Here is a 20,762-nt window from a genome sequence, read left to right as displayed (position 1 = left end):
ATTCCTAGCGACGATAAGATCCTTCTTTTCATAAGAACTCCATTTTCTCGATTATCCCCTGCGAGTATTTCCATAGCATGCCGGGCTGCCTGAGGCAACACATGATCTTTTAGATCGGAATGACAGTCCCAATTTCTACCGTCAGACATACGCAGATGGAATAATCTTGCACAGAAGAAGCGTTGGTAATGAAGCGAAACATGTGAGCCATGAGGGGCCAGGACCGTCGGCTTGTGCGTTGACTGGGCGTACGCAAATTCCAGCACAGCCGGCACGATCAGCTCAGCGCAGCTTGCTACGATCACTCCGTGCCGGAGGGTAGACGTAAAAAGGCCAGCGCACCGCGCTGGCCTTTTTCGTTGAAACCCCTGTTTTCAAGGCGTTTCGGCACTTCCCGAGTGGTGCCGCTTATCCGAATCGAACGGATGACCTACTGTTTACAAGACAGTTGCTCTACCAACTGAGCTAAAGCGGCATGGGTGGTGCACCGGCGGCAGCGCCGCGGTCCGGGGATTCTAGCGCAACCGCGCGCATTCCAGCGACCGGCTCTGTGCCGCCCCGCTGCGCTGCTGGGCCTGGGCCGGCTGCGTGCCCGCCGCCAGCTGCCCTTCCAGCCACCACTGGCCGGCGTCGCCGCTGGCGACCAGGCGCGGCTGGAAGCCGGCGGCCTGCACCGCCGCCATGCGCCGCTCGGCGCCTTCGCGGTTGCGGTACTGGCCCAGCGCCACGGCGTTGGCGTCCTCGCCCTGGCTGATGATGTAGTAGTCGCTCAGGCCGGCGGCGACGATGCGCTTCACGGTGGCCTGCGCTTCGTCGCGGTTGGCGGCGGCCGGCAGCATCACCCGGTAACGGGCACTGCCGCTGGCAGCGGGCTGTTCGCGCAGGCGCACCTGGCTGAGCAGCGTGCCGGCCTTGCCCTGCGCGCTGCTCGCGGCGGCGCGGTCGGCGAACGGGCCCAGCGCGACGCAGCGCGGCGGCTCAGCGGCTGCGGGCGGGGTTACGGGCGTTTCCGGGGCCGGACCAGGTGCAGGCGGTGGTGCCGGCTTGGCAGCGGCAGCAACCGGCGCAGCCTCAGCCACCTGCGGCTTGGAAACTTCCGGCTGGGCCGGCACGGCCGGCGCGGGCGCAGGCGTCGCAGCCACCGCGGTCTTCGCAGCCGGTTCGCGCTCCATCAGCGGTGCTGTCGGAGCGGCGGCGGTGGCCTCGGCTGCGGCATTGGCATCCACGCCACCGGGCACCCAGCGCAGCTCGGCCACGCCCGCGGGTTGCAGTGGCGGCGCAGGCTTCTGTGGTGCATCGCGCAGCAGCCACCAGCAGGCGACGCCAAGGTTGAGGATGGCCAGTACGACGATCAGGGCACGGGTCAGCATGCGCGGATACTAGCCTGCGGGCTGGTGCACCGCCCAGCGGGCGAGGCCATCCAGCACCAGCGAGGGGTGGTAGTCGGCGCCGGGCAGCAACGGCATCAGCGCCGGTGCGCCGCCGCCGTGCACCAGCAGCGACGGTGCTACGCCCAACAGCGTGTGCGCGTGCTGTGCGCTGCGTTCAATCAGCGCCACCGCGGCGCCATCGCAACCGGAGGCCAACGCATCGGCGGTGTCGTTGGCGAACTCGCTGTAGTCGCCGCCAGTGGCCGGCAGCTGCACCGCACGGGCGTGCAATGCCTCGCGCATGGTGGTGGGCGATGCGGAAATGCGGCCACCGTGGTGCTGGCCGTCGGCGTCGAGCAGGTCAATCGTCAGTGCGGTGCCCACGCCGACCACCAGCACCGGGCGCTGCGCCTTGGCTGCGGCCAGCAGGGCCAGGAAGCGGTCGACGCCGAACTTTTCAGGCTTGGCATAGGCAATGCGGACGCCGGCGCATTCGGCGCTGGTTCGCACCACATGCACCTGCTCGAAGCGGCGCTGCAGCTGGTCCAGCATGGCGCTGGTCAGCGACGGTGCGGCCACGCTGGCCACGAACGCGGTGCGGCCGCTGGGCAGGCTGTGCGGTGGCTGCCCGGCCATGCCTTCGGCACCATGCGCCCAGGCCTGCACGTCACCGGCACGGTCACCCTGCAACGGCGCGAACTTGAAGCGCGAGTTGCCGAGGTCGAACAACCAATCGCTCATGCCGCCCTCACGCTGACTTCGCCGGCGTGCAGCAGACGCTCACGGCCATCGATGCGCACGCGCAACGCGCCGTCATCGGCCAGGCCGAGTGCGGTGCCATGCTGCCACTGCCCATCCAGTTCCACCCGCACCTCGCGGCCGGCCAGCATGTCGAAGGCGGCGTAGCGCGGCAGGAACGGAGCAAGACCTTCACGATCGAATTCCTCCAGCGCCGGCAGCAGACGGGCCAGCACGGCGGCAACGACCACGTTGCGGTCCACCGGCTTGCCGGCCAGGGTGTCCAGGTCCACCCACGGCTGGCTGATCTGCTCGGCGAACGACGGCGGCATGTGCGTGTTGATGCCGATGCCGATCACCGCGCGCGCCGGGCCGGCGTACTCACCGCCGCCTTCTGCGAGCAGGCCAACCAGCTTGCGGCCATCGACCAGCAGGTCGTTCGGCCACTTCAGCTGCGCCTGGGTGTAGCCCAGATCGTGCAGCGCTTCGGCCACGGCGATGCCGGCCACCAGGCTCAGGCCGGCCAGGCGGCCGAGGCCTCCGGAGAACAGCCGCAGCACCGACAGGTAGACATGGGCGGCCAGCGGCGAGGCCCAAGTACGGCCACGACGGCCGCGGCCACCGGTCTGGCGTTCGGCCAGCAGCACGCTGACCCCGCGCTGGGGCGCGCTGCACCGCAGCAATTCGGCATTGGTCGAGTCCACCGTCCAGGCCACCTGCAGGTCGTGCAGCAGCGCCTGGGCGTCGGCGGGCAGGCCAGCACGGATCGCCGCCGGGTCCAGCAGGTCAACCGGGCGGGTCAGGCCATAGCCCTCGCCGGCACGGCCCTCGACATCCACACCGGCGGCCCTAAGCCCTTGAATACGCTTCCAAATAGCCGCCCGGGTCTGGCCCAGCTCACGGGCCAGGGCGTCGCCGGACAGGCGACCGGCAGCGAGTTTGGCCAGCAATTGGCGATCGTCCACGGCAGCTTCCACGAAGTCAGGCGGGAATTATGCGGGAAAGCCGCCAGCGACGCCCGCCACGCTGGGTTCTGCGGGGGCTTCCAACGGGGCGCCGGGTTCGGGCTAGAATCGGGAACTCACCCTCCCTTAACGTGGATGTCGTCAATGCGCCGTTATGCCCATTGCCTGATCCTGCTGATGATGCCCTTCGCGGCGTCTGCGACGGCAGCGCTGGACGACAGCCGCGGCGCTTGCGTGTCCTCCAACGGTGATGCCGCCTCGCAGCGCGCGCCGACCGCGACCGCCTCGGCTGCGACCACCAAGCCGGCACCGGTACGCCCTGCGGCCAGCAGTGCCACCAGCACCGGGGGCGGCGGCAGCGACGACGACGTGCTGCAGCGCATCCGTGCGCCGAAGTGGCACAGCTACCTGCCGGGAATGTTCCGCTGATCAAGTCGTTGTTGCAGTGGCTGCGGCCTGCGCCGCGGCCGATCGACGATGCACTGTGGGAACACGCCTGCCGCCGCGCGGCCTGGCTGCACGGACTGGACGACGAACGCCGTGCGCGCCTGCGCGTGCTGGCCACGCGCTTCCTGCATGAGAAGACCATTACCCCGATCGGTGAGCTGCAGTTGCAGGCCGGCGACGGCGTGCTGCTGGCCGCGCTGTGCTGCCTGCCGCTGCTGGAGTTCGGCGAAGTGGGGCTGGAGGGCTGGTCGCAGTTGATCGTCTACCCCGATGCGTTCCGCGTGCACCGCAGCCACATGGATGCGGCCGGCGTGCTGCACGAGTGGGATGACGAGCTGATCGGCGAGTCGTGGGACAGCGGCCCGTTGATCCTGTCCTGGGCCGATGTGCAGGCCGACCTGGCGGCGCCGCACGAGGGCTACTGCGTGGCGGTGCACGAGATGGTGCACAAGCTGGATGCGCTTGATGGGGCGATGGATGGCACGCCGCCGCTGCCGCGTGCGTGGCAGCGCGAGTGGGCGGCCACGTTCCAGCGCGCCTACGATGCCTTCTGCGCGCAGGTGGACGCTGGCCAAGACACCCTGATCGATCCGTATGCGGCCGAGGCGCCGGAGGAGTTCTTCGCGGTGGCCAGCGAGTACCACTTCTCGGCACCGGATCTGCTGCAGCAAGCGTTGCCGGAGGTGGCCGCGCAGCTGCGGCGGTTCTACGGCGAGCCGCCCAGCATCGCAATACGGTAGTGCCGGACGCTGGCCGGCACCCTCATGCTCTTCGATGGCATGGCCTGGTTGCCGGCCAGCGGCCGGCACTACCGATCAACGCGGTTTACGGCCCTGTGGGCAAGCGCACTTCGAAGCGGGCGCCGCCCAGTTCGGCCGAACGGCCCACGGCCAGTTCGCCGCGGTAATCCTTGATCAGGTCCTGCACGATCGACAGCCCGATGCCGTGGCCCTGCACGCGCTCGTCGCCACGCACGCCGCGCTGCAGTACTTTGCCGATGTCGTCCGGGGCGATGCCCGGGCCATCATCGTCCACCGCCAGCAGCAGGCCGGCGCGGCGCGCGTTCGGCGCCGGCAGCGGCTGCGCGGTCAGCAGCACACGGCGGTTGGCCCACTTGAAGGCGTTCTCCAGCAGGTTGCCGAGCAGTTCCTGCAGGTCGCCCGGTTCGCCGTGGAAGCGTGCGGCCGGATCGATATCGAATTCGCACAGCACACCCTTGGAGGCATAGACCTTCTCCAGGCCACGCACGATTTCCTCGGCGTTGGACTCGATCGGCAGCGGCGCGGAGAACAGCTTGTGGCCCGACGAGGCCGCGCGCGCCAGCTGGTACGAAACCAGGTTGTTCATGCGCTGCAACTGCACGTCCAGTTCTTCGCGCAGCGCGCCGTCGCCGGCACCGCTGTCCATCTGCGTGCGCAACACCGCGATCGGCGTTTTCAGGCTGTGCGCCAGGTCGGCCAGGGTGTTGCGCTGGCGCTCGAGGTTCTCGCGCTCACTTTCGATGAAAGCGTTGATGCTGTCGGTCAGCGGTTCCAGCTCGCGCGGGTGGCGCTCGCTCATGCGCTCGGTCTCGCCGCGCTGCACCTTGGTCAGCTCGGTGATCACCCGGCGCAACGGGCGCAGGCTCCACTGCAGGATGACGGTCTGCAGCAGCAGCAGGATCAGGCCGATGCCGCCCAGGTAGAACCAGACGCGGCCACGGAACACGCGCAGCTGGGCACCCAGCGCGCGCGAGTCTTCCATCACATAGATGGTGTACGGGAATTCGGTGGCAGGATCGGCGTCGGCGCCCCACACCAGGCCCAGGCCGTAGCGGTACACCGAGCCCTGGCTGCCATCGATCTGGATCATCGGCAGCGGGCCTTCGAACACCTCCTGGCGCGGTGCCAGCAGGCCGCCGCCGACGGTGGGCAGCATCGGGCCTTCGGCGGACATCGAATTGCCCTTGCCGTGCGGCATCACTACCTGCAGGTACAGGCCACTGCCGGGCACGTCGAAGCGGGAATCCGGCGGCTGCTCGCGGATGTACAGCGAGCGGTCGCGGGTGAAGTCGATGCCGGCCGCGTAGGAGGTGGCGTAGTTCTTCAGGCGCTCACGCAGGTTCGCCTTCGCCGTGTCGGCGAAGGCGGCGTCGAGCGCGTAACCGGCCAGAGCCAGGAACGCCACCAGGCCCACGGACGCGGCGAGCATCTGGCGCGCCTGCAGTGAGCGCGGCCGCCAGCGTCGGAAGAACCACAGACGGCCGGACATCGTGTAAGCGCCAGGGTGAGCCGGCTCAGCCCTCGTTGCGCGGAATCGCGAAACGGTAGCCGCGGCCGCGCACGGTCTCGATCGGCTTCAGTTCGCCATCCGGGTCCAGCTTCTTGCGCAGGCGGCCGATGAACACTTCCAGCACGTTCGAGTCGCGGTCGAAGTCCTGCTGGTAGATGTGCTCGGTGAGGTCGGCCTTGGAGACCAGTTCACCGGCATGCATCATCAGGTACTCCAGCACCTTGTACTCGTAGCTGGTCAGGTCGACATTGCTGCCGGCCACGCTGACGGTCTGGGCGGCGAGGTCCAGGGCGACCGGGCCGCATTCCAGGGTCGGCTTGCTCCAGCCAGCGGCGCGGCGCAGCAGCGCGTTGACGCGGGCCAGCAGCTCTTCGACGTGGAACGGCTTGACCAGGTAATCGTCGGCGCCCTGCTTCAGGCCCTCGACCTTGTCCTGCCAGCTCGAACGCGCGGTCAGGATCAGCACCGGGAACTTCTTGCCTTCGTCACGCAGGGCCTTGATCAGCTCCATGCCCGACATCTTGGGCAGGCCGAGGTCGATGATGCCGACATCGAACGGAACTTCGCGCCCCATGTAGAGGCCTTCCTCGCCGTCCTGCGCAGCATCGACGGCAAAGCCTTCGCGCTTGAGCCGGGCTGCCAGGGTCTCACGCAGCGGGGCTTCGTCTTCGACCAGAAGGATACGCATGAACTCTCCCTAGTGTCCTGGGTGTGGCCCGGAGGCCAGTGGGGTACGGGTTGATAGCGACGACTATCCCTGTTCAGGGGTTATCGCCGCGTAGTGATGACATATCCGACCGCGGCGTGCGCGGCTGTGAACGCGACGGGGCGGGGTCGTCCATGTAGCGGACCCGGCCCCGGTCGTCCATGTATTTCACCCGGTTGATGTCACGACCATCGAACGGCACGCGCTCGGCACCGAGGATGTGGCCACCGGTGGTGCGCTGCACGCGGCGCACGGCATCGGACAGCGAACGTTCGTCGCCACGGTTGCCGCGCTCGCCCCGCTCCATCATCTCTGCACGCCCCTGCTCGCCACGCGTCGGCTGCTGCGCCAGCGCCGACGACAGCGGCGCGGCCGCCAGCACCACGCACGTGGCCAGGGCAATGCGGCAATGAAGGGGAGCGGAAGACATCGATGCGATCCTAGCCGAGCACGGCGATTCGTTCAAAAGTCGTGAATCCGGATGCCGGGTTCGGGACCCGGCCTTTTACAAATCCTTTGCAAATTCTTGGTTTGAGGCAGTGAATCCGGTCTGAACTTTTCCGGTCCCGACCTCATGATGTTCAGCTAGGTGAACATTCGGGACCAATTGCCGCGCGGTGACAAGTCAGGAATGTGACTGCGGTCACGCTGCGGCACGATCCGCGTCACGCTCCGTGACCGCCAGCGCCTGTTCGACCAGGCCCCAGTCGGCACCCGGACGGTGCGCGCCTTCGCTCAGCACCTGGCGGAATGCGCGGCCACCGGGCTGGCCGTGGAACAGGCCGAGCAGATGGCGGGTGATGTGCTTCAGCGCCAGGCCTTCGTCCAGGCGCGCTTCCACGTAGGGGCGCAGCGCGCGCAGCAGATCGCCGCGAGGCTGCAGCGGAGCGCCGGTCTGCAGCGCCTCCAGCTGATGCAGCAGGTAGGGGTCGTGGTAGGCCGCGCGGCCCAGCATCACGCCATCGACGTTCGCAGCCTGCGCCTGTACCGCCTCGATGCTGGCCAGGCCCCCATTGAGGACCACCGGCAGCGCCGGGCGCTCCTGCTTCAGGCGGTAGGCCCAGTCGTACTTCAGTGGCGGAACCTCGCGGTTCTCCTTCGGCGACAGGCCCTTCAGCCACGCGTTGCGCGCGTGCACCACCACCATCGCCGCGCCGGCGGCGACCTGGCGGTCGACGAAGGCGGCGAACACGTCGTAATCGTTGTCCTCGTCCACGCCCAGGCGGCACTTCACCGTCACCGGGATCTGAGCGGCATCGACCATTGCCGCCACGCACTCGGCCACCAGCACCGGTTCGCGCATCAGGCAGGCGCCGAAGCGGCCGGCCTGCACGCGGTCGGACGGGCAGCCGCAGTTGAGATTGACCTCGTCGTAGCCCCACTCCGCCGCGATGCGCGCAGCCTGCGCCAGCAGCGCCGGGTCGCTGCCGCCCAGCTGCAGCGCCAGCGGCAGTTCGCTGCGGTCGAAGCCGAGCAGGCGTTCGCGATCACCGTGGATGACTGCGTTGGCGTGCACCATCTCCGTGTACAGGCGCACGCCGGGCGCCAACACGCGGTGGAATACGCGGCAATGGCGGTCCGTCCAGTCCATCATCGGGGCAACGGACAGGCGCAGGGAATCGGCGTAACGGGCGGCGGCGGACGTCATCGGGCTAGTGATCGCAGAGACTGGCATTGCCAGTGAGATCAATAGTTTACACCGACCGGCTGAATGGCGGCGGGTGGCCCTGGGACCGGTCGACCGGCCCCAGGGACGCGCAGGGCTTACAGCCCGCGGTTGCGCACCTGTTCCTGCTGCTGTTCCTGCGTACGCGGGTTGAACTGGCTGTCCAACGCCTCGCTCTGCCGGCTGCTGGCCTCGACCGAGTGCGATACCGCCTGCTGGCGGTCGACGAAGGTCCGCTGCGCGGCCGGATCGCCCAGCTCGCCCTGCACTGCGAACAGGCCGGTGCCATCGGGGCGGGCCACGACGTGGTCGATCTGGCGCATGCCGGACACCTTGCTCTCGTAGGCCAACTGGCCGGCCGCACGCTCGGCCTCCTGCGGATTGGCGAACAGCGGCTTCAGGCCGGCCTGGGCGCGCTGCTGCTTCAGCGCCTGCAGCTTGTCCAGGGCCTGGCCGAAGCGCGCGTGGTCGGCATGCCCGGGGTCGCGCATGCTGGCCGGCGCCGCCGGTTCGGCCCGACCCGGTACTGCCGGCGGGGTGCTGGCCTTCACCGCGTTGGGGGCGTCGACCTGCGCCAGGGTCTTCCGGCCTGCCTTGCCATCGTCGTCGAGACCGTTGTTGGCCTGGAACTGCTTCACCGCTGCGACCGTGTCCTTGCCATACACGCCATCGGCATGCAGCGGCTTGCCGTCGGCCCCCGCGTAGCCCAGCGCCGCCAGCTTGCCCTGCAGTGCCTTGACCTCATCACCACGTTCGCCCTGCTTGAGCACACCATCGGCCATCGGTGCCTGTTGTGCGTTGCGCGCGGCCTGCGCCGCTTCGGGGCCCTGCGCGTGGACCTTGCCGCCCAGGGTGATGCGGTCGTTGAGCATGTCGCCCAGGAACCTGCGGTACTGATCGGGCTCGAGCTCGATATGTGCATGCACGGCACCCGGGGTACCGGCGTCGGACTGGCGGATCAGGGGTGCACCGTACTCGACGAAATCACCGGTCTTGTAGGGCGTGGTGCCACGGGCGCCGTGTAGTACCTGCCCCACCAGTTCGCGCTGCGGATGACCGGCCGGGTGGCTCCAGATGCTGATCGAGTTCCACTTGTCATTGTTGACCTGGACATACCCGGCGACCGGATTGGGAATCATCACCTCCCGGTCGCCGCGCGCATTGCTCAGGATCAGATCCTTGTGCACCAGCGGGATGCCGTTGCGATCACCGCGGGTCCGCACGGTTTCCAGTTCGCCCTCGACCATGGCCGACGGCCGGTCAGCCTTGGCGGCATTGCCGGTGCGCACGGCCTCGGCATTGGTGTTGGGGTGATGGATCTTCAACTCGCGATAAGCGTCCTCGCCACTGGTGCCATGGCGCAGTGTGCGGTTGCTGCTGCCGTTGCCAAAGGGTTCGACCACGACGATGCGCTGGCCACCGGGCGCAGGGGCGGTATCGGGCTCACGCGCGGTTGCGGGTGCAGGCGTCGCAGTGCCTGCCGGGGCGGTCGGCGCTGCGGGCTGCACCGGCATGTGCCCGCGTACTGCGGCATCCAGGGCCTGCAGGGTCTCCCGGCCGGCCTTGCCGTCGACGGTCAGCCCGTGGGCCTGCTGGAACGCGCGCACCGCATGCTCGGTATTGGCACCGTAGTGGCTATCGGCCGCCAGCGGTTGCCCGTTGCGGCCGGTATGGCCCGCCTGGATCAGCTTGGCCTGCAGGGCCTGGACCTCGGCCCCACGCTCGCCCGGGGTCAGCACGCCGTCGGCCATCGCCGCCACCGCCGCACGCTGGCCACGCTGTCCGGGTTCGGGCTCACCGAACGCCTGCTGGTAGTCCTTGCCCTGGTAGGCCTCGGGATTGCGGTTGACCTGGTCGTAGCGCGCCAACCCGACCAGCGCGGTCTTCTCGGTGAGCGCGCGGTCACGCAGCGAATCCCACAGGGTCGGCGAGCTCTGGAAGTGCGACTGCACGTTGGCGTGCTTGTAGTCCTGCACCGCGCGGACAATCTGCTCGTCACTCAGCTCAGCCAGCTTGAAGTCTTCGCCGTAGGCGTGCTGGAGACCCTTCTGGAACACCGAGCGGGTCATGCCGCGGTACTGCACCGAGGTGCTCCACAGCGCATCCTGCACGGCCGCACCGCGTCCGGAAAGATCGATGCCCACATCCTTCAGACGCCCCATCTGCACGTCATAGTATTTGTGCTGGATGAAGTCGTGCTGGTCCCTGGCAAAGCCTGCCGGGTCGGCAGCCGCCACCTCCTTCCAGCGTTCGGTGAAAGCCGGGGTCCCCGCCTGCAGGCCATGGAAGCGGTTGCCGTAACGCGATGCAGCGATGTACTCGTCCACGCCACCCACATTGGTCGCGTACTGGTAACTGCCATACGACACGCCACCGTGGTCGCCCCTGCCGGTGGACACGTGGCCGGGGCCGCGACCGCCGGTTTCGAAATGCGCCGACGTCTGGCCGCGATGCCAGCGGTCCATCGCCTGCTTTGCCTGGGTCACAACATCCATCGTCCTGCACTCCTTGGCGGGGGAATTACTTCGAGGTCAGTGCCTGCAGCACATCGGCACGGTTGGCCGTGCGATTGATCCGGCAGGACTGCGCGTCCAGCATCTGTCCCTGCCCGTCTTCGGCAGGGTTCCAGCTGCAGTAGCGATTGGTATCCGACATGTAGGCCGCCTGCTCGTCCATCAGCCTGTCCTTGTCCTTGCCATCGGGGCCGTCGACGATCTTCATGAAGGCCTGCTCGAGCCGCTGCTCCTGCCAGGCAAGCTCCTCATCGCCACACGCCTGCAGTGCGGGGGTCTCGCCGCCGCTGGAGTTCACGCACGTGGCGTACTGCGGCCGCAACGTGGCCTTGTTGTAGGAATCATCCGGGCGCCGGGGTGGCATGTCTTCGTCATCGGCGTCCGTCGCTGTCGTGGCAGGTGCAGCACGTGCAGGCTCTGCAGTGGCCGGCGCCGATGCAGTGGCAGGCGCGGCCGCAGCAGGCGCATGCGTCGTATCCGCCTGCGGGTTCTTGGCCTGGCATGCTGCCAGGCTGAGGCTCAGTGCCAACGCAAACGCGATGGCTGCGGCCTTACCGAACGTTTCGCGGGGGGCCGCTGAAAGGTGATTCGTTCCCTGCATTGCTTGCATCTCCTTGGCATCCAGGCACGTGGCCCGTCAACGCGAAGCCGTCCATCGGCCCCATCGGGAACTGCATGCTACGTCAGCGCGGATTTCAGATGCCTGACTGAATTCAGAATGTGTGCACCCGATCGCAGCCGCTTTGGCCCGGTCCCGCGCGGGGGCGCGGCGGCGCTCTACAATCGCTCCATGGCCGCCGATCGTCCGCAGTTCTTCGACTCCACCACCGAACAGGGCGTACTGCGCCTGTCCATCGCCGCCTCATTGCTGCTGGCTGCCGCTGCGGTGGTATTCGGTCTTCTGGCCAATTCCTCGCTGATCATCTTCGATGGCATCTACGGCCTGATCGATGTGGTGATGACCTGGCTGTCGCTGCTGGTCGCGCGTCTGATCGCGCTTTCAACCAGCACCGACGCGCTGCAGTCGCGGCTCAACCAGCGCTTCACCATGGGCTTCTGGCACCTGGAGCCGATCGTGCTGGGGGTGAGCGGCACGCTGATGATCGGGGCGGCGCTGTATGCGCTGGTCAACGCGGTGGATGCGCTGATGTCCGGCGGCCGCCACATCGCGCTCGGCCCGGCCATCGCCTTCGCCGGCTTGTCGATCGTTGGCGAAGGTGCGCTGGCCGGGTTCATCCTGCGCGCCAACCGCCGCATCGGTTCGGAGTTCATCGCGCTGGACGCGAAGAACTGGGTGATCGCCGCCAGCATGTCGGCCTGCTATCTGCTGGCCTTCCTCGGCGGCGTGCTGGTGCGCGGCACCTCGCTGGCCTGGGTCGGGCCGTACATCGACCCGGCCATCCTTGCCTTCGTCTGCGTGCTGGTGATGATCGCCCCGCTCGGTACCGTGCGCCGGGCGCTGGCCGGCATCCTGCTGGTCACTCCGCCGGAACTGCAGGCGCACGTGGACGCGGTGGCACGCGCGATCGTGGCCAAGCATGGCTTCGTCGAGCACCGCAGCTACGTGGCCCAGGTGGGGCGTGGCGAACAGATCGAACTGTTCTTCGTGGTGCGCGAGGACGACCCGCCGCGGCCGCTGGTGGAATGGGACCGGCTGCGCGACGAGATCGGCGATGCGCTGGGCGAAGCCTCGCCCGACCGCTGGCTGACCATCATGTTCACCACCGACCGCGAATGGACGATCTAGGCCAACAGGACGATCGATCAAGTTTTTCGTACGCGTTGCAACCCAACGTACGCGGAAAGCGGGCAAAGTAGGCTCCAACGCAACACCCACCCACTGACCAGGAGCATCCCGATGTCCATCGAAAAGGTTCTGTACACCGCCCAGGCCACCTCCACCGGCGGCCGCGAAGGCCGTTCCGTCTCCTCCGACAACGTGCTGGACATCCAGCTGTCGACCCCGCGCGAGCTGGGCGGCGCCGGTGGCCCGGGCACCAACCCGGAACAGCTGTTCGCCGCTGGCTACTCGGCCTGCTTCCTGGGTGCGCTGAAGTTCGTGGCCGGCCAGGCCAAGGTCGCGCTGCCGGCCGACACCACCGTCACTGGCAAGGTCGGCATCGGCCAGATCCCGACCGGCTTCGGCATCGAGGCCGAGCTGACCATCAACGTGCCGGGCGTGCCGCGCGAGCAGGTGGAAGAACTGGTGCAGAAGGCGCACATCGTGTGCCCGTACTCCAACGCCACCCGCGGCAACATCGACGTGACGCTGGTCGTGGCCTGATGCAACGGGGTCAGAGCCCTTTCGCGTTGCGAGAGGGATCCGACCCCAGGGAACCCACCCCAAAAAAATGGGCGGATGCCGGTCGAAACCGAACATCCGCCCATCCCACCTTCGTTGTCCCACAGGGGGGCATGAGGTTGCCGGCCAGCGGCCGGCACTACCAGGTCACGTTTCGCTGGTGATGAGCTGCACGACGCTGGAGAAATCCAGCTTGCCGCGGCCGGCCTGGTGGTTCATCGAGTACAGGTTGCGCGCCACTTCGCCCAGTGGGATCGAGGCGCCGACGCTCATCGCCGCTTCCACCGCCAGGCCCATGTCCTTCAGCATCAGATCGCTGCCGAAGCCACCGCTGTAGCCACGCGAGGCCGGCGCATTCTCCAGCACGCCCGGCCACGGGTTGCACACCTCGGTGGCCCAGCTGCGGCCGGTGCTGACCGCCATCATCTGCGACAGCACCTTCGGGTCCAGGCCGTGCGCCACGCCCAGTGCGATGGCTTCACCGGTCACGGCCATGATCACGCCCAGCGCCATGTTGTTGCACAGCTTGGCGACCTGGCCGGCACCGCTGGCGCCAACGTGGAAGATGTTCTTGCCCATCGCCTGCAGCACCGGGCGGGCGCGCTCCAGCGCGTCCTCCTCGCCACCGACGATGAAGGTCAGGGTGCCCGCCTGTGCCCCTGCGGTACCACCGGACACCGGTGCGTCGATCATCTGCAGGCCACGTGCGGCGGCCGCTTCCGAGACCTTGCGGGCGCTGGCCGGCGCGATCGTGCTGCAGTCGATGACCAGTGCACCGGCAGGGATCGCGGCAAGAATGCCGTCGTCGCCCAGGTACACGCCTTCGACATGACGGCTGGCCGGCAGCATCGAGATCACCACTTCGGCATCGGCCAGGGTGTCGCGCGCCGACGCGGCGGCACTGGCGCCGGCATCGACGGCGGCCTGCACCGCGGCCGGGACCAGATCGAACACGCGCACGCTGTGGCCGTTCTTGACCAGATTGGCGGCCATCGGGCCACCCATGTTGCCCAACCCGATGAATGCAATGCGGCTCATGCAAGGCTCCTTTCAACAAGGGGAGTGCCCAGGTCGGCCAGCGGATGCGCAGCGTCGGCCCAGGGGGAAGCGAAGAAGGTGTCGGCCCACGCGCCGGTGGCCTCGGCCAGGGTGGCCGGGTTCCACTGCGGATTGCGGTCCTTGTCGATCAGCAGCGCGCGGATGCCTTCGGCGAAATCACCGTGGGCGGCGCAATGCAGGGCGACGATGTACTCCAGGCGATAGATCGCGGCCAGGTCCTGGCCGGCACTGCGGCGCTGCAGTTCGTACGCCAACCGTGCCGAACCCGGTGCACCGGCCGCAAGGGTCTTCTGAGCCGCCTGCAACCAGGCGTCGTCGGTCTGCAGGCCGGCAATGCGCGCAACGATGGCTTCAAGGTCATCGCCTTCGCACAACGCATCGACCTGCACCGCGTGGGCCAGCAGTGGACCGGTGGCGGCATCGCTGGCATGCGACTGCAACAGATGGGTCAGGCGTTCGTGGTTGTGCACGGTGTCATTGGACCAGGCCACCTGCAGCAGCGCATCGAACACTGCACTGCGGCGTTCTTCGGCCACGTGCACGTCGGCCAGGCCGGCGTAGATGGCATCGCCCGGGTTGAGCAGCGCGCCGGTCAACGCCAGGAACAGGCCGCCCTTGCCCGGTACGCGCGGCAGCAGCCAGCTGCCACCGACATCGGGGAACAGACCGACGGTGATTTCCGGGAAGGCCAGCTTGGAGCGCTCGCTGACCACGCGGTGGCTGGCGCCGGACATCAGGCCGATGCCACCGCCCATCACGATGCCATGGCCCCAGCACAGGATCGGCTTGGCATAGGTGTGGATGAGGTAATCGACGCGGTATTCGACGTCGAAGAACTCGGCGGCGTAGTCGTTCCCGCGGATGTCGCTGCGGCCGGCCTCGCGGAAGGCGACCATGCTCTTGTACAGGCTGTGCAGGTCGCCGCCGGCGCAGAACGCCTTTTCACCGGCGCCCTGCAGCACCACCATGGCGATGCCTTCATCGTCGGCCCAGGCATTCAACTGCTTCAGCAGCAGATGCGCCATCGGCAGCGAGAAGCCGTTGAGCGTGCGCGGCGCGTTGAGCGTGGCGATGCCGATGCGCGTGCCATTGCCGGCCACGCGCTCTTCGAACAGCACCGGTGCGTCGTCGGCAGCGGTGTCGGTGCTCATGCGTTCTTCCACTGCGCGGCGCGCTTTTCCAGGAAGGCCGTCACGCCCTCGACCTGGTCGGCAGTGTCGAACAGGTCGACGAAGGCTTCACGCTCGGCCACCAGCGCCGAGGCGTGGGTGCCGGTGCGGGTGGCCTGCACCAGGGTCTTGCAGGCGGCGATGCTGGTCGGGCTCTGCTTGCCGGCCTTCTTCGCCCATTCCAGCGCCAGTGCCTTGGCTTCGCCCTTGCCGACCTTTTCTTCGGCCAGGCCAATGCGCAGCGCGGTCTCGGCATTGATGCGCTCGCCCAGCAGGATCATGCGCTTGGCCCAGCCCTCGCCGACCAGGCGCGGCAGGTTCTGGGTGCCGCCAGCACACGGCAGCAGGCCGACGGTGGCCTCCGGCAGCGCGACCTGGGCGTGGTCTTCGATGATGCGCAGGTCGCAGGCCAGCGCGCATTCCAGGCCACCGCCCATGGCGTAGCCGTTGATCGCGGCGATCGACACGCCACGGAAACCGGACAGCGCTTCGAAGGCTTCACCGAAGCGGCGCGCGGCCTCACGTGCGGCGGCCTTGTCGCCAGAGGCGAACTGGTTGAGATCGGCACCGGCGGAGAAGAACTTCTCGCCCTCGCCAGTGATCACCAGCGCGTAGATGCCGCGGTCTGCGTTGAGCGCGCCGACCAGGTCGCGCAGCGCCGACAGGCTGTGCACGGTCCAGGTATGCGCCGGCGGGTTGTTCAGAGTGACCACGGCGGTGTGGCCATCGACCTCGACCTTCAGGCCCACGTGCTCCTGGGTACGCCAATCCTTCATCGCAGTTCCTCTTCGGTGTTGAGCAGGTGACGGGCAACGATCACCCGCATGATCTCGTTGGTGCCTTCCAGGATCTGGTGCACGCGGCAGTCACGCAGCAGGCGCTCGATCGGGTACTCGCGGATGTAGCCGTAGCCACCATGGATCTGCAGCGCTTCGTTGCAGACGTTGAAACCCGCATCGGTAGCAAAACGCTTGGCCATCGCGCACCACACATTGGCATCGCTGGCACCGGCATCGAGCTTGCGCGCGGCGGTGTGCACCATCTGCCGCGCGGCCACCAGCTGGGTGACCATGTCGGCCAGCTTGAACTGCAGCGCCTGGAACTCGGCCAGCGCCTTGCCGAACTGGCGGCGCTCGCCCATGTAGCGGCGCGCGGCATCCAGCGCACCCTGCGCGGCGCCCAGCGAGCAGGCGGCGATGTTGATGCGGCCGCCGTCGAGCCCCTTCATCGCCAGCTTGAAGCCGCCGCCTTCCTCTCCCAGAAGGTGGCTGACCGGCACGCGGACGTTTTCGAAGGTGATGCCGCGGGTGGGCTGGCTGTTCCAGCCCATCTTCTCTTCCTTGCGGCCGAAGCTGATGCCTGGCAGGTCCGACGGCACCGCGATCGCGCTGACACCGCCGGCACCGGCACCGCCGGTACGCGCCATCACCACCAGCAGTTCGGTGGCCCCGGCGCCGGAAATGAAGGCCTTCGAGCCGTTCAGCACGAAATGGTCGCCCTCACGCACGGCGGTGGTCTTCAGCGAGGCCGCATCGGAACCGGCGCCCGGCTCGGTCAGGCAGTACGAGGCCAGCTTGTTGCCCGAAGACAGGTCGCTGCCCCAGGCGTCGCGCAGCGCCGGCTGGCCCCACGTGGACACCATCCACGAGGCCATGTTGTGGATGCTGATGTAGGCCGCAGTCGACGGATCGACGTTGGCGAGCTCCTCGATGACGACGGCGGCGTCCAGTCGGCTCAGGCCGCTGCCGCCCACTTCCGGGTCCATGTACAGACCGCAGAAGCCCAGTTCCCCGGCCTTGGCGATCGCCTCGCGCGGAAAGATGCCCTCCGCATCCCATCGCGCGGCGTGCGGCGCCAGTTCGGCCAGTGCGAAGTCGCGCGCAGCCTCGCGGTACGCCTGCTGTGCTTCGTCCAGTTCCGTCGTCATCGAGTGGCTCATGGCTGCTCCTGCGCTTACTTCAGGCTGATCGTGGTGTTGACGCCGTGGCTCAGCGTCTCGTCGTCGAACCAGCGCGCGGTGACCGTCTTGGTCTGGGTGTAGAACAGCACCACCTGCTTGCCGTACGGGCCCAGGTCGCCCAGCTTGGACGCGCGCGAACCGGTGAAGGAGAACAGCGGCACCGGCACCGGGATCGGCACGTTGATGCCGACCTGTCCGACGTCGATGTCTTCCTGGAACTTGCGCGCGGCGGCGCCGGACTGGGTGAACAGTGCGGTGCCGTTGCCGTTCGGATTGCTGTTGACCATCGCGATGGCGTCTTCCAGCGTGTCCGCTTCGAGGATGACCAGCACCGGCCCGAAGATCTCTTCCTGGTAGATGCGCATATCGGTGGTGACGCCGGCAAAGATGGTCGGGCCGACGAAGTTGCCCTTCTCGAAGCCATCCACCTGCGGCTTGCGGCCGTCGAGCACCAGCTTGGCGCCCTGCTCCACGCCCGAGGCGATCAGGCCTTCCACGCGCTCGCGGGCGCTGCAGGAAATGACCGGGCCGACATCGGTGCCGGACACGGTGCCGGCGCTGACCTTCAGCGTCTTGGCCTTTTCGACCAGGTCCTGCACCCAGCTGCGCGCTTCGCCGACCAGCACCAGGGTGGACGCGGCCATGCAGCGCTGGCCAGCGGCGCCGAAGGCGGCACCGACCATCGCGTTGAGGGTCTGTTCCTTGTTGGCGTCCGGCAGCACCACGGCGTGGTTCTTGGCGCCCATCATGCACTGCACGCGCTTGCCGGCCAGCGAGGCGCGGTTGTAGACGTGGGTACCGACGCGGGTGGAACCGACGAACGACACGGCCTTGATGTCCGGGTGGTCGCAGATCGCGTTGACCACTTCCTCGCCACCGTGGACGACGTTCAGCACGCCCTTGGGAATGCCGGCTTCCAGCGCCAGTTCAACCAGGCGCATGGTGACCATCGGGTCCTGTTCGGACGGCTTGAGGATGAAGGTGTTGCCGGTGGCAATGGCCATCGGGAACATCCACAGCGGGATCATCGCTGGGAAGTTGAACGGGGTGATGCCAGCGCACACGCCCAGCGGCTGCATGATCGTGTAGGTGTCCACGCCATTGGCCACGTTGTTGGCCAGCTCGCCCAGCTGCAGGTTGCCGATGGCGGCGGCGTGCTCGACCACTTCCAGGCCGCGGAACACATCGCCTTCGGCGTCCGGCAGGGTCTTGCCCTGTTCGGCGGTGAGGATCTGCGCCAGCTCGCTCATGTTTTCGCGGATCAGCTGCTGGTACTTCAGGAAGATGCGTGCACGGGTGCCGATCGGGGTCTTGCGCCAGGTCTTGAAGGCTTCCTTGGCGGCGGCGACGGCGGCGTCCACTTCGCTGGCAGTGGCGAACGGCACCTGGGCCAGCACGTCCTGGGTGGCCGGATTGATCACGTCCTGCCAGTGGGAGGTGGCCGATTCAACGAACTGGCCATCGATCAGCATGCGGATACGGGGCGCTGCAACAGTCATGACGACAATCCCACGGGGTGCGAAAGATGCTTGGCATTATTCACAACACTCACCTCGATTTCCGGCCTGAATCCGCTTAATCTGGCCAATGCGCCTCACGATTCCTGTTAATTCTGTGAATTATTCAGCCCCCCAACGGCAACTTGGCCTTCGCCTGCTGCGGCTGCGCGAGCAGCGCGGTTACAGCCAGGCCGATCTGGCGCGCGCGCTGGGGCTGTCGGCCAGCTACCTGAACCAGATCGAGCGCAACAAGCGCCCATTGACACCGGCGGTGCAGAAGAAGCTGGGAGAGGTGTTGGGCGACGTTTCCTCGCTGTTCGATGACGATGAGCCCGCCGCCCTGCAGGAAGCACTGGGCGAAACCCTGCGCGACCTGGGCCTGGCCGAGGTCAGTGCGACCGAACTGCGCGCGCTGGCCGGCAACCTGCCGCAGGTCAGCCGCGCGCTGCTGGACCTGCACCGCCGCCACCTGGCGCTGCGCGAGCACGCCGCCGCACTGGAGTTCCAGCTGGGCGAGCCCGGCGCCGGCAGCACCCTGCCGGCCGGCGACCAGGTGCGCGAGTTCTTCAACCGCATGCACAACCACATTCCCGAACTGGACGAACTGGCCGAACGCCTGTTCGCCGAGTGGGGGCTGTCGCCCGGGCATGTGGCACCACGCCTGCGCCAGCTGCTGGCCGACCGCCACGGCGTGCTGGTGGAAGTGGCCGCGCTGCAGGCCGGGCGCGAGAAGCGCCAGTACGATGCGGGCACGCGACGGCTGTGGCTGCCGGACTACCTGGAGCCGGGCCAGCAGGCGTTCCAGATGGCCGCCGAACTGGCCCTGCACGGCTACCTGCCGCAGATCGATGCGGTGGTGGCGCGTGCCGGCTTTACCGATGAGGCACGCATCGCGCAGGCGCGGATTGGCTTGTCGAATTACTTCGCCGGTGCGCTGGTGATGCCGTACATGCGTTTCCTGCGTGCGGCCGAAGCCAGCAGCTACGACATCGAGCTGCTGGCGCACCAGTTCGGCGTCGGGTTCGAGGCGGTCTGCCACCGGCTGAGCACGCTGGCACGGCGCAGCGCACCTGGCCTGCCGTTCTTTTTCATCCGCGTGGACCGTGCGGGCAATGTGTCCAAGCGCCATTCGGCCACCGACTTCCACTTCTCGCAGGTGGGTGGATCGTGCCCCCTGTGGATCGTCTACGAGGCGTTCAACCAGCCCGGCCGCATCCTCACCCAGACCGCGCGCATGCCCGATGGCCGCCGCCATTTCTGGCTGGCGCGGCAGGTCAGCAGTGGCCCGGTGGGCCATGGCCAGCCCCGCAAGACCTTCGCGGTGGCGCTGGGCTGCGATCTGCAGCATGCCGAACGCCTGGTGTATTCGCTGGGGCTGGATGTGCAGAGCCCGGGCAACTCGGTGTCGATCGGGCCGGGTTGCCGGGTGTGCCCGCGCGAGGACTGCATGCAGCGCGCGTTCGCGCAATTGCCGGGGCGATAGGGGGTTTTGCAGGGCTGCGCCCTGCACCTGCGGTAGTGCCGGCCGCTGGCCGGCAACCTCAAAAGCAAAAGCGGGCATATCGCCATTTGGTGGGGTGCCCACCTTGGTGGGCACATTCTGGCGGTGCGCGAAATGCATCCACGCGTGGCGTGGATCTACTAGTCCCAGAACACGGTCAGCACGCGGTGGTCTTCCGAGGGTATGGGGGCGTCGACGTGCTCGCCGTACGGCCAGCCTTCGCCCACACCGTCGCATTCCAGACCCTGCAGCCAGCCTTCCACGGTCTCGACGTCAGCACTGGTCAGCACATGCACGTTCTCCGCAGCAGGCCATTCGCTGTCGTCTTCCAATGCGCTGCCCCAGTCCTGGTGCAGGCCGACGTAGACACCTTCCACTTCAGGCTTTTCGGCGATCGCGGCCAGGCGTGCGTACAGCTCGGCAATCGGCGGGCGACCGAAACCCCATTGGTTGGGCGCGATGCACTCTTCGAAATCATTGCCTTCGAAGTACGCAGCCAGTGGCACCACCGGCAGGTGCTCCGGGTCGCGGGTATCGAGGCGTTCAAGCAGATCCAGCAGTTCCTGGCGGGCAGACATCCACAGCTCCCTGCAACA

The 20,762-nt window shown here is 67.6% G+C and carries 20 protein-coding genes and 1 tRNA gene; 5 read left to right on the top strand and 16 right to left on the bottom strand.

Annotated elements, in window-relative coordinates; translation table 11 throughout:
* Nucleotides 1–399: 399 nt before the first annotated feature.
* From AC5P9I_RS11905 to birA, 4 genes are all read right to left on the bottom strand, one after another.
* Nucleotides 400–475, bottom strand: a tRNA-Thr gene (locus AC5P9I_RS11905).
* A 40-nt stretch (nt 476–515) separates the two neighbouring features.
* Complete coding sequence (locus tag AC5P9I_RS11900) at nt 516–1,370, bottom strand: SPOR domain-containing protein (RefSeq protein WP_049466218.1); 855 nt, start codon at nt 1,368–1,370, stop codon at nt 516–518.
* Nucleotides 1,371–1,379: 9 nt separating this feature from the next.
* The gene (locus AC5P9I_RS11895; RefSeq protein WP_049466220.1) at nt 1,380–2,111 is read right to left on the bottom strand and encodes a type III pantothenate kinase; all 732 of its coding nucleotides are present in this window, start codon (nt 2,109–2,111) and stop codon (nt 1,380–1,382) included.
* Entirely contained in the window at nt 2,108–3,073 is a 966-nt protein-coding gene (gene birA / locus AC5P9I_RS11890) for a bifunctional biotin--[acetyl-CoA-carboxylase] ligase/biotin operon repressor BirA (protein ID WP_049466222.1), read from the bottom strand. The genes AC5P9I_RS11895 and birA overlap by 4 nt, the downstream gene beginning before the upstream one ends.
* A gap of 144 nt (nt 3,074–3,217) precedes the next feature.
* Between birA and AC5P9I_RS11885 the strand changes: the two genes are divergently transcribed.
* Nucleotides 3,218–3,502 carry a hypothetical protein gene (locus tag AC5P9I_RS11885; protein ID WP_014645622.1) on the top strand — a complete coding sequence of 95 codons (285 nt, stop codon included), beginning with the start codon at nt 3,218–3,220 and terminating at the stop codon, nt 3,500–3,502.
* A complete protein-coding gene (locus AC5P9I_RS11880; RefSeq protein ID WP_187756894.1) occupies nt 3,469–4,260 on the top strand; it encodes a M90 family metallopeptidase in 792 nt (263 codons plus the stop codon). Before AC5P9I_RS11885 ends, AC5P9I_RS11880 begins: the two co-directional genes overlap by 34 nt.
* An 85-nt stretch (nt 4,261–4,345) precedes the next feature.
* Here AC5P9I_RS11880 and AC5P9I_RS11875 read toward each other — a convergent pair whose 3' ends face one another.
* From AC5P9I_RS11875 to AC5P9I_RS11850, 6 genes are all read right to left on the bottom strand, one after another.
* Entirely contained in the window at nt 4,346–5,770 is a 1,425-nt protein-coding gene (locus AC5P9I_RS11875; RefSeq protein WP_049466224.1) for an ATP-binding protein, read from the bottom strand.
* 25 nt (nt 5,771–5,795) lie between these two features.
* A complete protein-coding gene (locus AC5P9I_RS11870; RefSeq protein ID WP_004136763.1) occupies nt 5,796–6,479 on the bottom strand; it encodes a response regulator transcription factor in 684 nt (227 codons plus the stop codon).
* Between the two features lie 73 nt (nt 6,480–6,552).
* Nucleotides 6,553–6,927 (bottom strand): hypothetical protein, encoded by a 375-nt coding sequence (locus tag AC5P9I_RS11865; protein WP_053504938.1) that lies wholly within the window; start codon nt 6,925–6,927, stop codon nt 6,553–6,555.
* 213 nt (nt 6,928–7,140) lie between these two features.
* Entirely contained in the window at nt 7,141–8,172 is a 1,032-nt protein-coding gene (dusA, locus tag AC5P9I_RS11860) for a tRNA dihydrouridine(20/20a) synthase DusA (RefSeq protein ID WP_049466229.1), read from the bottom strand.
* 89 nt (nt 8,173–8,261) lie between these two features.
* A complete protein-coding gene (locus tag AC5P9I_RS11855; RefSeq protein WP_495217385.1) occupies nt 8,262–10,658 on the bottom strand; it encodes a VgrG-related protein in 2,397 nt (798 codons plus the stop codon).
* A 25-nt stretch (nt 10,659–10,683) separates the two neighbouring features.
* A complete protein-coding gene (locus AC5P9I_RS11850) occupies nt 10,684–11,277 on the bottom strand; it encodes a lysozyme inhibitor LprI family protein (protein WP_049466234.1) in 594 nt (197 codons plus the stop codon).
* Between the two features lie 189 nt (nt 11,278–11,466).
* Between AC5P9I_RS11850 and AC5P9I_RS11845 the strand changes: the two genes are divergently transcribed.
* Together AC5P9I_RS11845 and AC5P9I_RS11840 are read left to right on the top strand one after the other, a co-directional pair.
* Complete coding sequence (locus AC5P9I_RS11845; RefSeq protein WP_049466253.1) at nt 11,467–12,423, top strand: cation diffusion facilitator family transporter; 957 nt, start codon at nt 11,467–11,469, stop codon at nt 12,421–12,423.
* Between the two features lie 111 nt (nt 12,424–12,534).
* Complete coding sequence (locus AC5P9I_RS11840) at nt 12,535–12,960, top strand: organic hydroperoxide resistance protein (RefSeq protein WP_005411948.1); 426 nt, start codon at nt 12,535–12,537, stop codon at nt 12,958–12,960.
* A gap of 165 nt (nt 12,961–13,125) precedes the next feature.
* Here AC5P9I_RS11840 and mmsB read toward each other — a convergent pair whose 3' ends face one another.
* The 5 genes from mmsB to AC5P9I_RS11815 are packed head-to-tail and all read right to left on the bottom strand — an operon-like array spanning nt 13,126 to nt 18,665.
* Nucleotides 13,126–14,016, bottom strand: coding sequence for a 3-hydroxyisobutyrate dehydrogenase (gene mmsB, locus AC5P9I_RS11835; RefSeq protein ID WP_049466239.1), 891 nt, complete (start codon nt 14,014–14,016; stop codon nt 13,126–13,128).
* Entirely contained in the window at nt 14,013–15,188 is a 1,176-nt protein-coding gene (locus AC5P9I_RS11830; protein WP_495217386.1) for an enoyl-CoA hydratase/isomerase family protein, read from the bottom strand. Before AC5P9I_RS11830 ends, mmsB begins: the two co-directional genes overlap by 4 nt.
* A complete protein-coding gene (locus AC5P9I_RS11825; RefSeq protein ID WP_049466243.1) occupies nt 15,185–15,982 on the bottom strand; it encodes an enoyl-CoA hydratase in 798 nt (265 codons plus the stop codon). The genes AC5P9I_RS11830 and AC5P9I_RS11825 overlap by 4 nt, the downstream gene beginning before the upstream one ends.
* Nucleotides 15,979–17,145, bottom strand: coding sequence for an acyl-CoA dehydrogenase family protein (locus tag AC5P9I_RS11820; protein WP_049466245.1), 1,167 nt, complete (start codon nt 17,143–17,145; stop codon nt 15,979–15,981). The genes AC5P9I_RS11825 and AC5P9I_RS11820 overlap by 4 nt, the downstream gene beginning before the upstream one ends.
* Nucleotides 17,146–17,159: 14 nt before the next feature.
* Nucleotides 17,160–18,665 carry a CoA-acylating methylmalonate-semialdehyde dehydrogenase gene (locus tag AC5P9I_RS11815; protein ID WP_049466247.1) on the bottom strand — a complete coding sequence of 502 codons (1,506 nt, stop codon included), beginning with the start codon at nt 18,663–18,665 and terminating at the stop codon, nt 17,160–17,162.
* A gap of 115 nt (nt 18,666–18,780) precedes the next feature.
* Between AC5P9I_RS11815 and AC5P9I_RS11810 the strand changes: the two genes are divergently transcribed.
* Nucleotides 18,781–20,148 carry a helix-turn-helix domain-containing protein gene (locus AC5P9I_RS11810; protein WP_049466250.1) on the top strand — a complete coding sequence of 456 codons (1,368 nt, stop codon included), beginning with the start codon at nt 18,781–18,783 and terminating at the stop codon, nt 20,146–20,148.
* Nucleotides 20,149–20,306: 158 nt separating this feature from the next.
* Here the strand turns inward: AC5P9I_RS11810 and AC5P9I_RS11805 are convergent, their stop codons facing one another.
* The gene (locus AC5P9I_RS11805) at nt 20,307–20,744 is read right to left on the bottom strand and encodes a YfbO family protein (protein ID WP_130768374.1); all 438 of its coding nucleotides are present in this window, start codon (nt 20,742–20,744) and stop codon (nt 20,307–20,309) included.
* Between the last annotated feature and the right edge of the window lie 18 nt (nt 20,745–20,762).

The organism is Stenotrophomonas sp. YJH_SMC_29, from assembly GCF_059371235.1.
The sequence above is the reverse complement of the archived record's forward strand: the minus strand, read 5'-3'. Positions and strand labels throughout refer to the sequence as shown.

Coding starts and splice junctions, on each gene's coding strand:
- AC5P9I_RS11865 (WP_053504938.1), bottom strand. CDS start 6,927: ATGTCTTCCGCTCCCCTTCATTGCCGCATTGCCCTGGCCACGTGCGTG.
- AC5P9I_RS11895 (WP_049466220.1), bottom strand. CDS start 2,111: ATGAGCGATTGGTTGTTCGACCTCGGCAACTCGCGCTTCAAGTTCGCG.
- AC5P9I_RS11855 (WP_495217385.1), bottom strand. CDS start 10,658: ATGGATGTTGTGACCCAGGCAAAGCAGGCGATGGACCGCTGGCATCGC.
- dusA (WP_049466229.1), bottom strand. CDS start 8,172: ATGCCAGTCTCTGCGATCACTAGCCCGATGACGTCCGCCGCCGCCCGT.
- AC5P9I_RS11845 (WP_049466253.1), top strand. CDS start 11,467: ATGGCCGCCGATCGTCCGCAGTTCTTCGACTCCACCACCGAACAGGGC.
- AC5P9I_RS11900 (WP_049466218.1), bottom strand. CDS start 1,370: ATGCTGACCCGTGCCCTGATCGTCGTACTGGCCATCCTCAACCTTGGC.
- AC5P9I_RS11815 (WP_049466247.1), bottom strand. CDS start 18,665: ATGACTGTTGCAGCGCCCCGTATCCGCATGCTGATCGATGGCCAGTTC.
- AC5P9I_RS11820 (WP_049466245.1), bottom strand. CDS start 17,145: ATGAGCCACTCGATGACGACGGAACTGGACGAAGCACAGCAGGCGTAC.
- AC5P9I_RS11875 (WP_049466224.1), bottom strand. CDS start 5,770: ATGTCCGGCCGTCTGTGGTTCTTCCGACGCTGGCGGCCGCGCTCACTG.
- AC5P9I_RS11825 (WP_049466243.1), bottom strand. CDS start 15,982: ATGAAGGATTGGCGTACCCAGGAGCACGTGGGCCTGAAGGTCGAGGTC.
- mmsB (WP_049466239.1), bottom strand. CDS start 14,016: ATGAGCCGCATTGCATTCATCGGGTTGGGCAACATGGGTGGCCCGATG.
- AC5P9I_RS11850 (WP_049466234.1), bottom strand. CDS start 11,277: ATGCAGGGAACGAATCACCTTTCAGCGGCCCCCCGCGAAACGTTCGGT.
- AC5P9I_RS11805 (WP_130768374.1), bottom strand. CDS start 20,744: ATGTCTGCCCGCCAGGAACTGCTGGATCTGCTTGAACGCCTCGATACC.
- AC5P9I_RS11870 (WP_004136763.1), bottom strand. CDS start 6,479: ATGCGTATCCTTCTGGTCGAAGACGAAGCCCCGCTGCGTGAGACCCTG.
- AC5P9I_RS11885 (WP_014645622.1), top strand. CDS start 3,218: ATGCGCCGTTATGCCCATTGCCTGATCCTGCTGATGATGCCCTTCGCG.
- AC5P9I_RS11840 (WP_005411948.1), top strand. CDS start 12,535: ATGTCCATCGAAAAGGTTCTGTACACCGCCCAGGCCACCTCCACCGGC.
- AC5P9I_RS11830 (WP_495217386.1), bottom strand. CDS start 15,188: ATGAGCACCGACACCGCTGCCGACGACGCACCGGTGCTGTTCGAAGAG.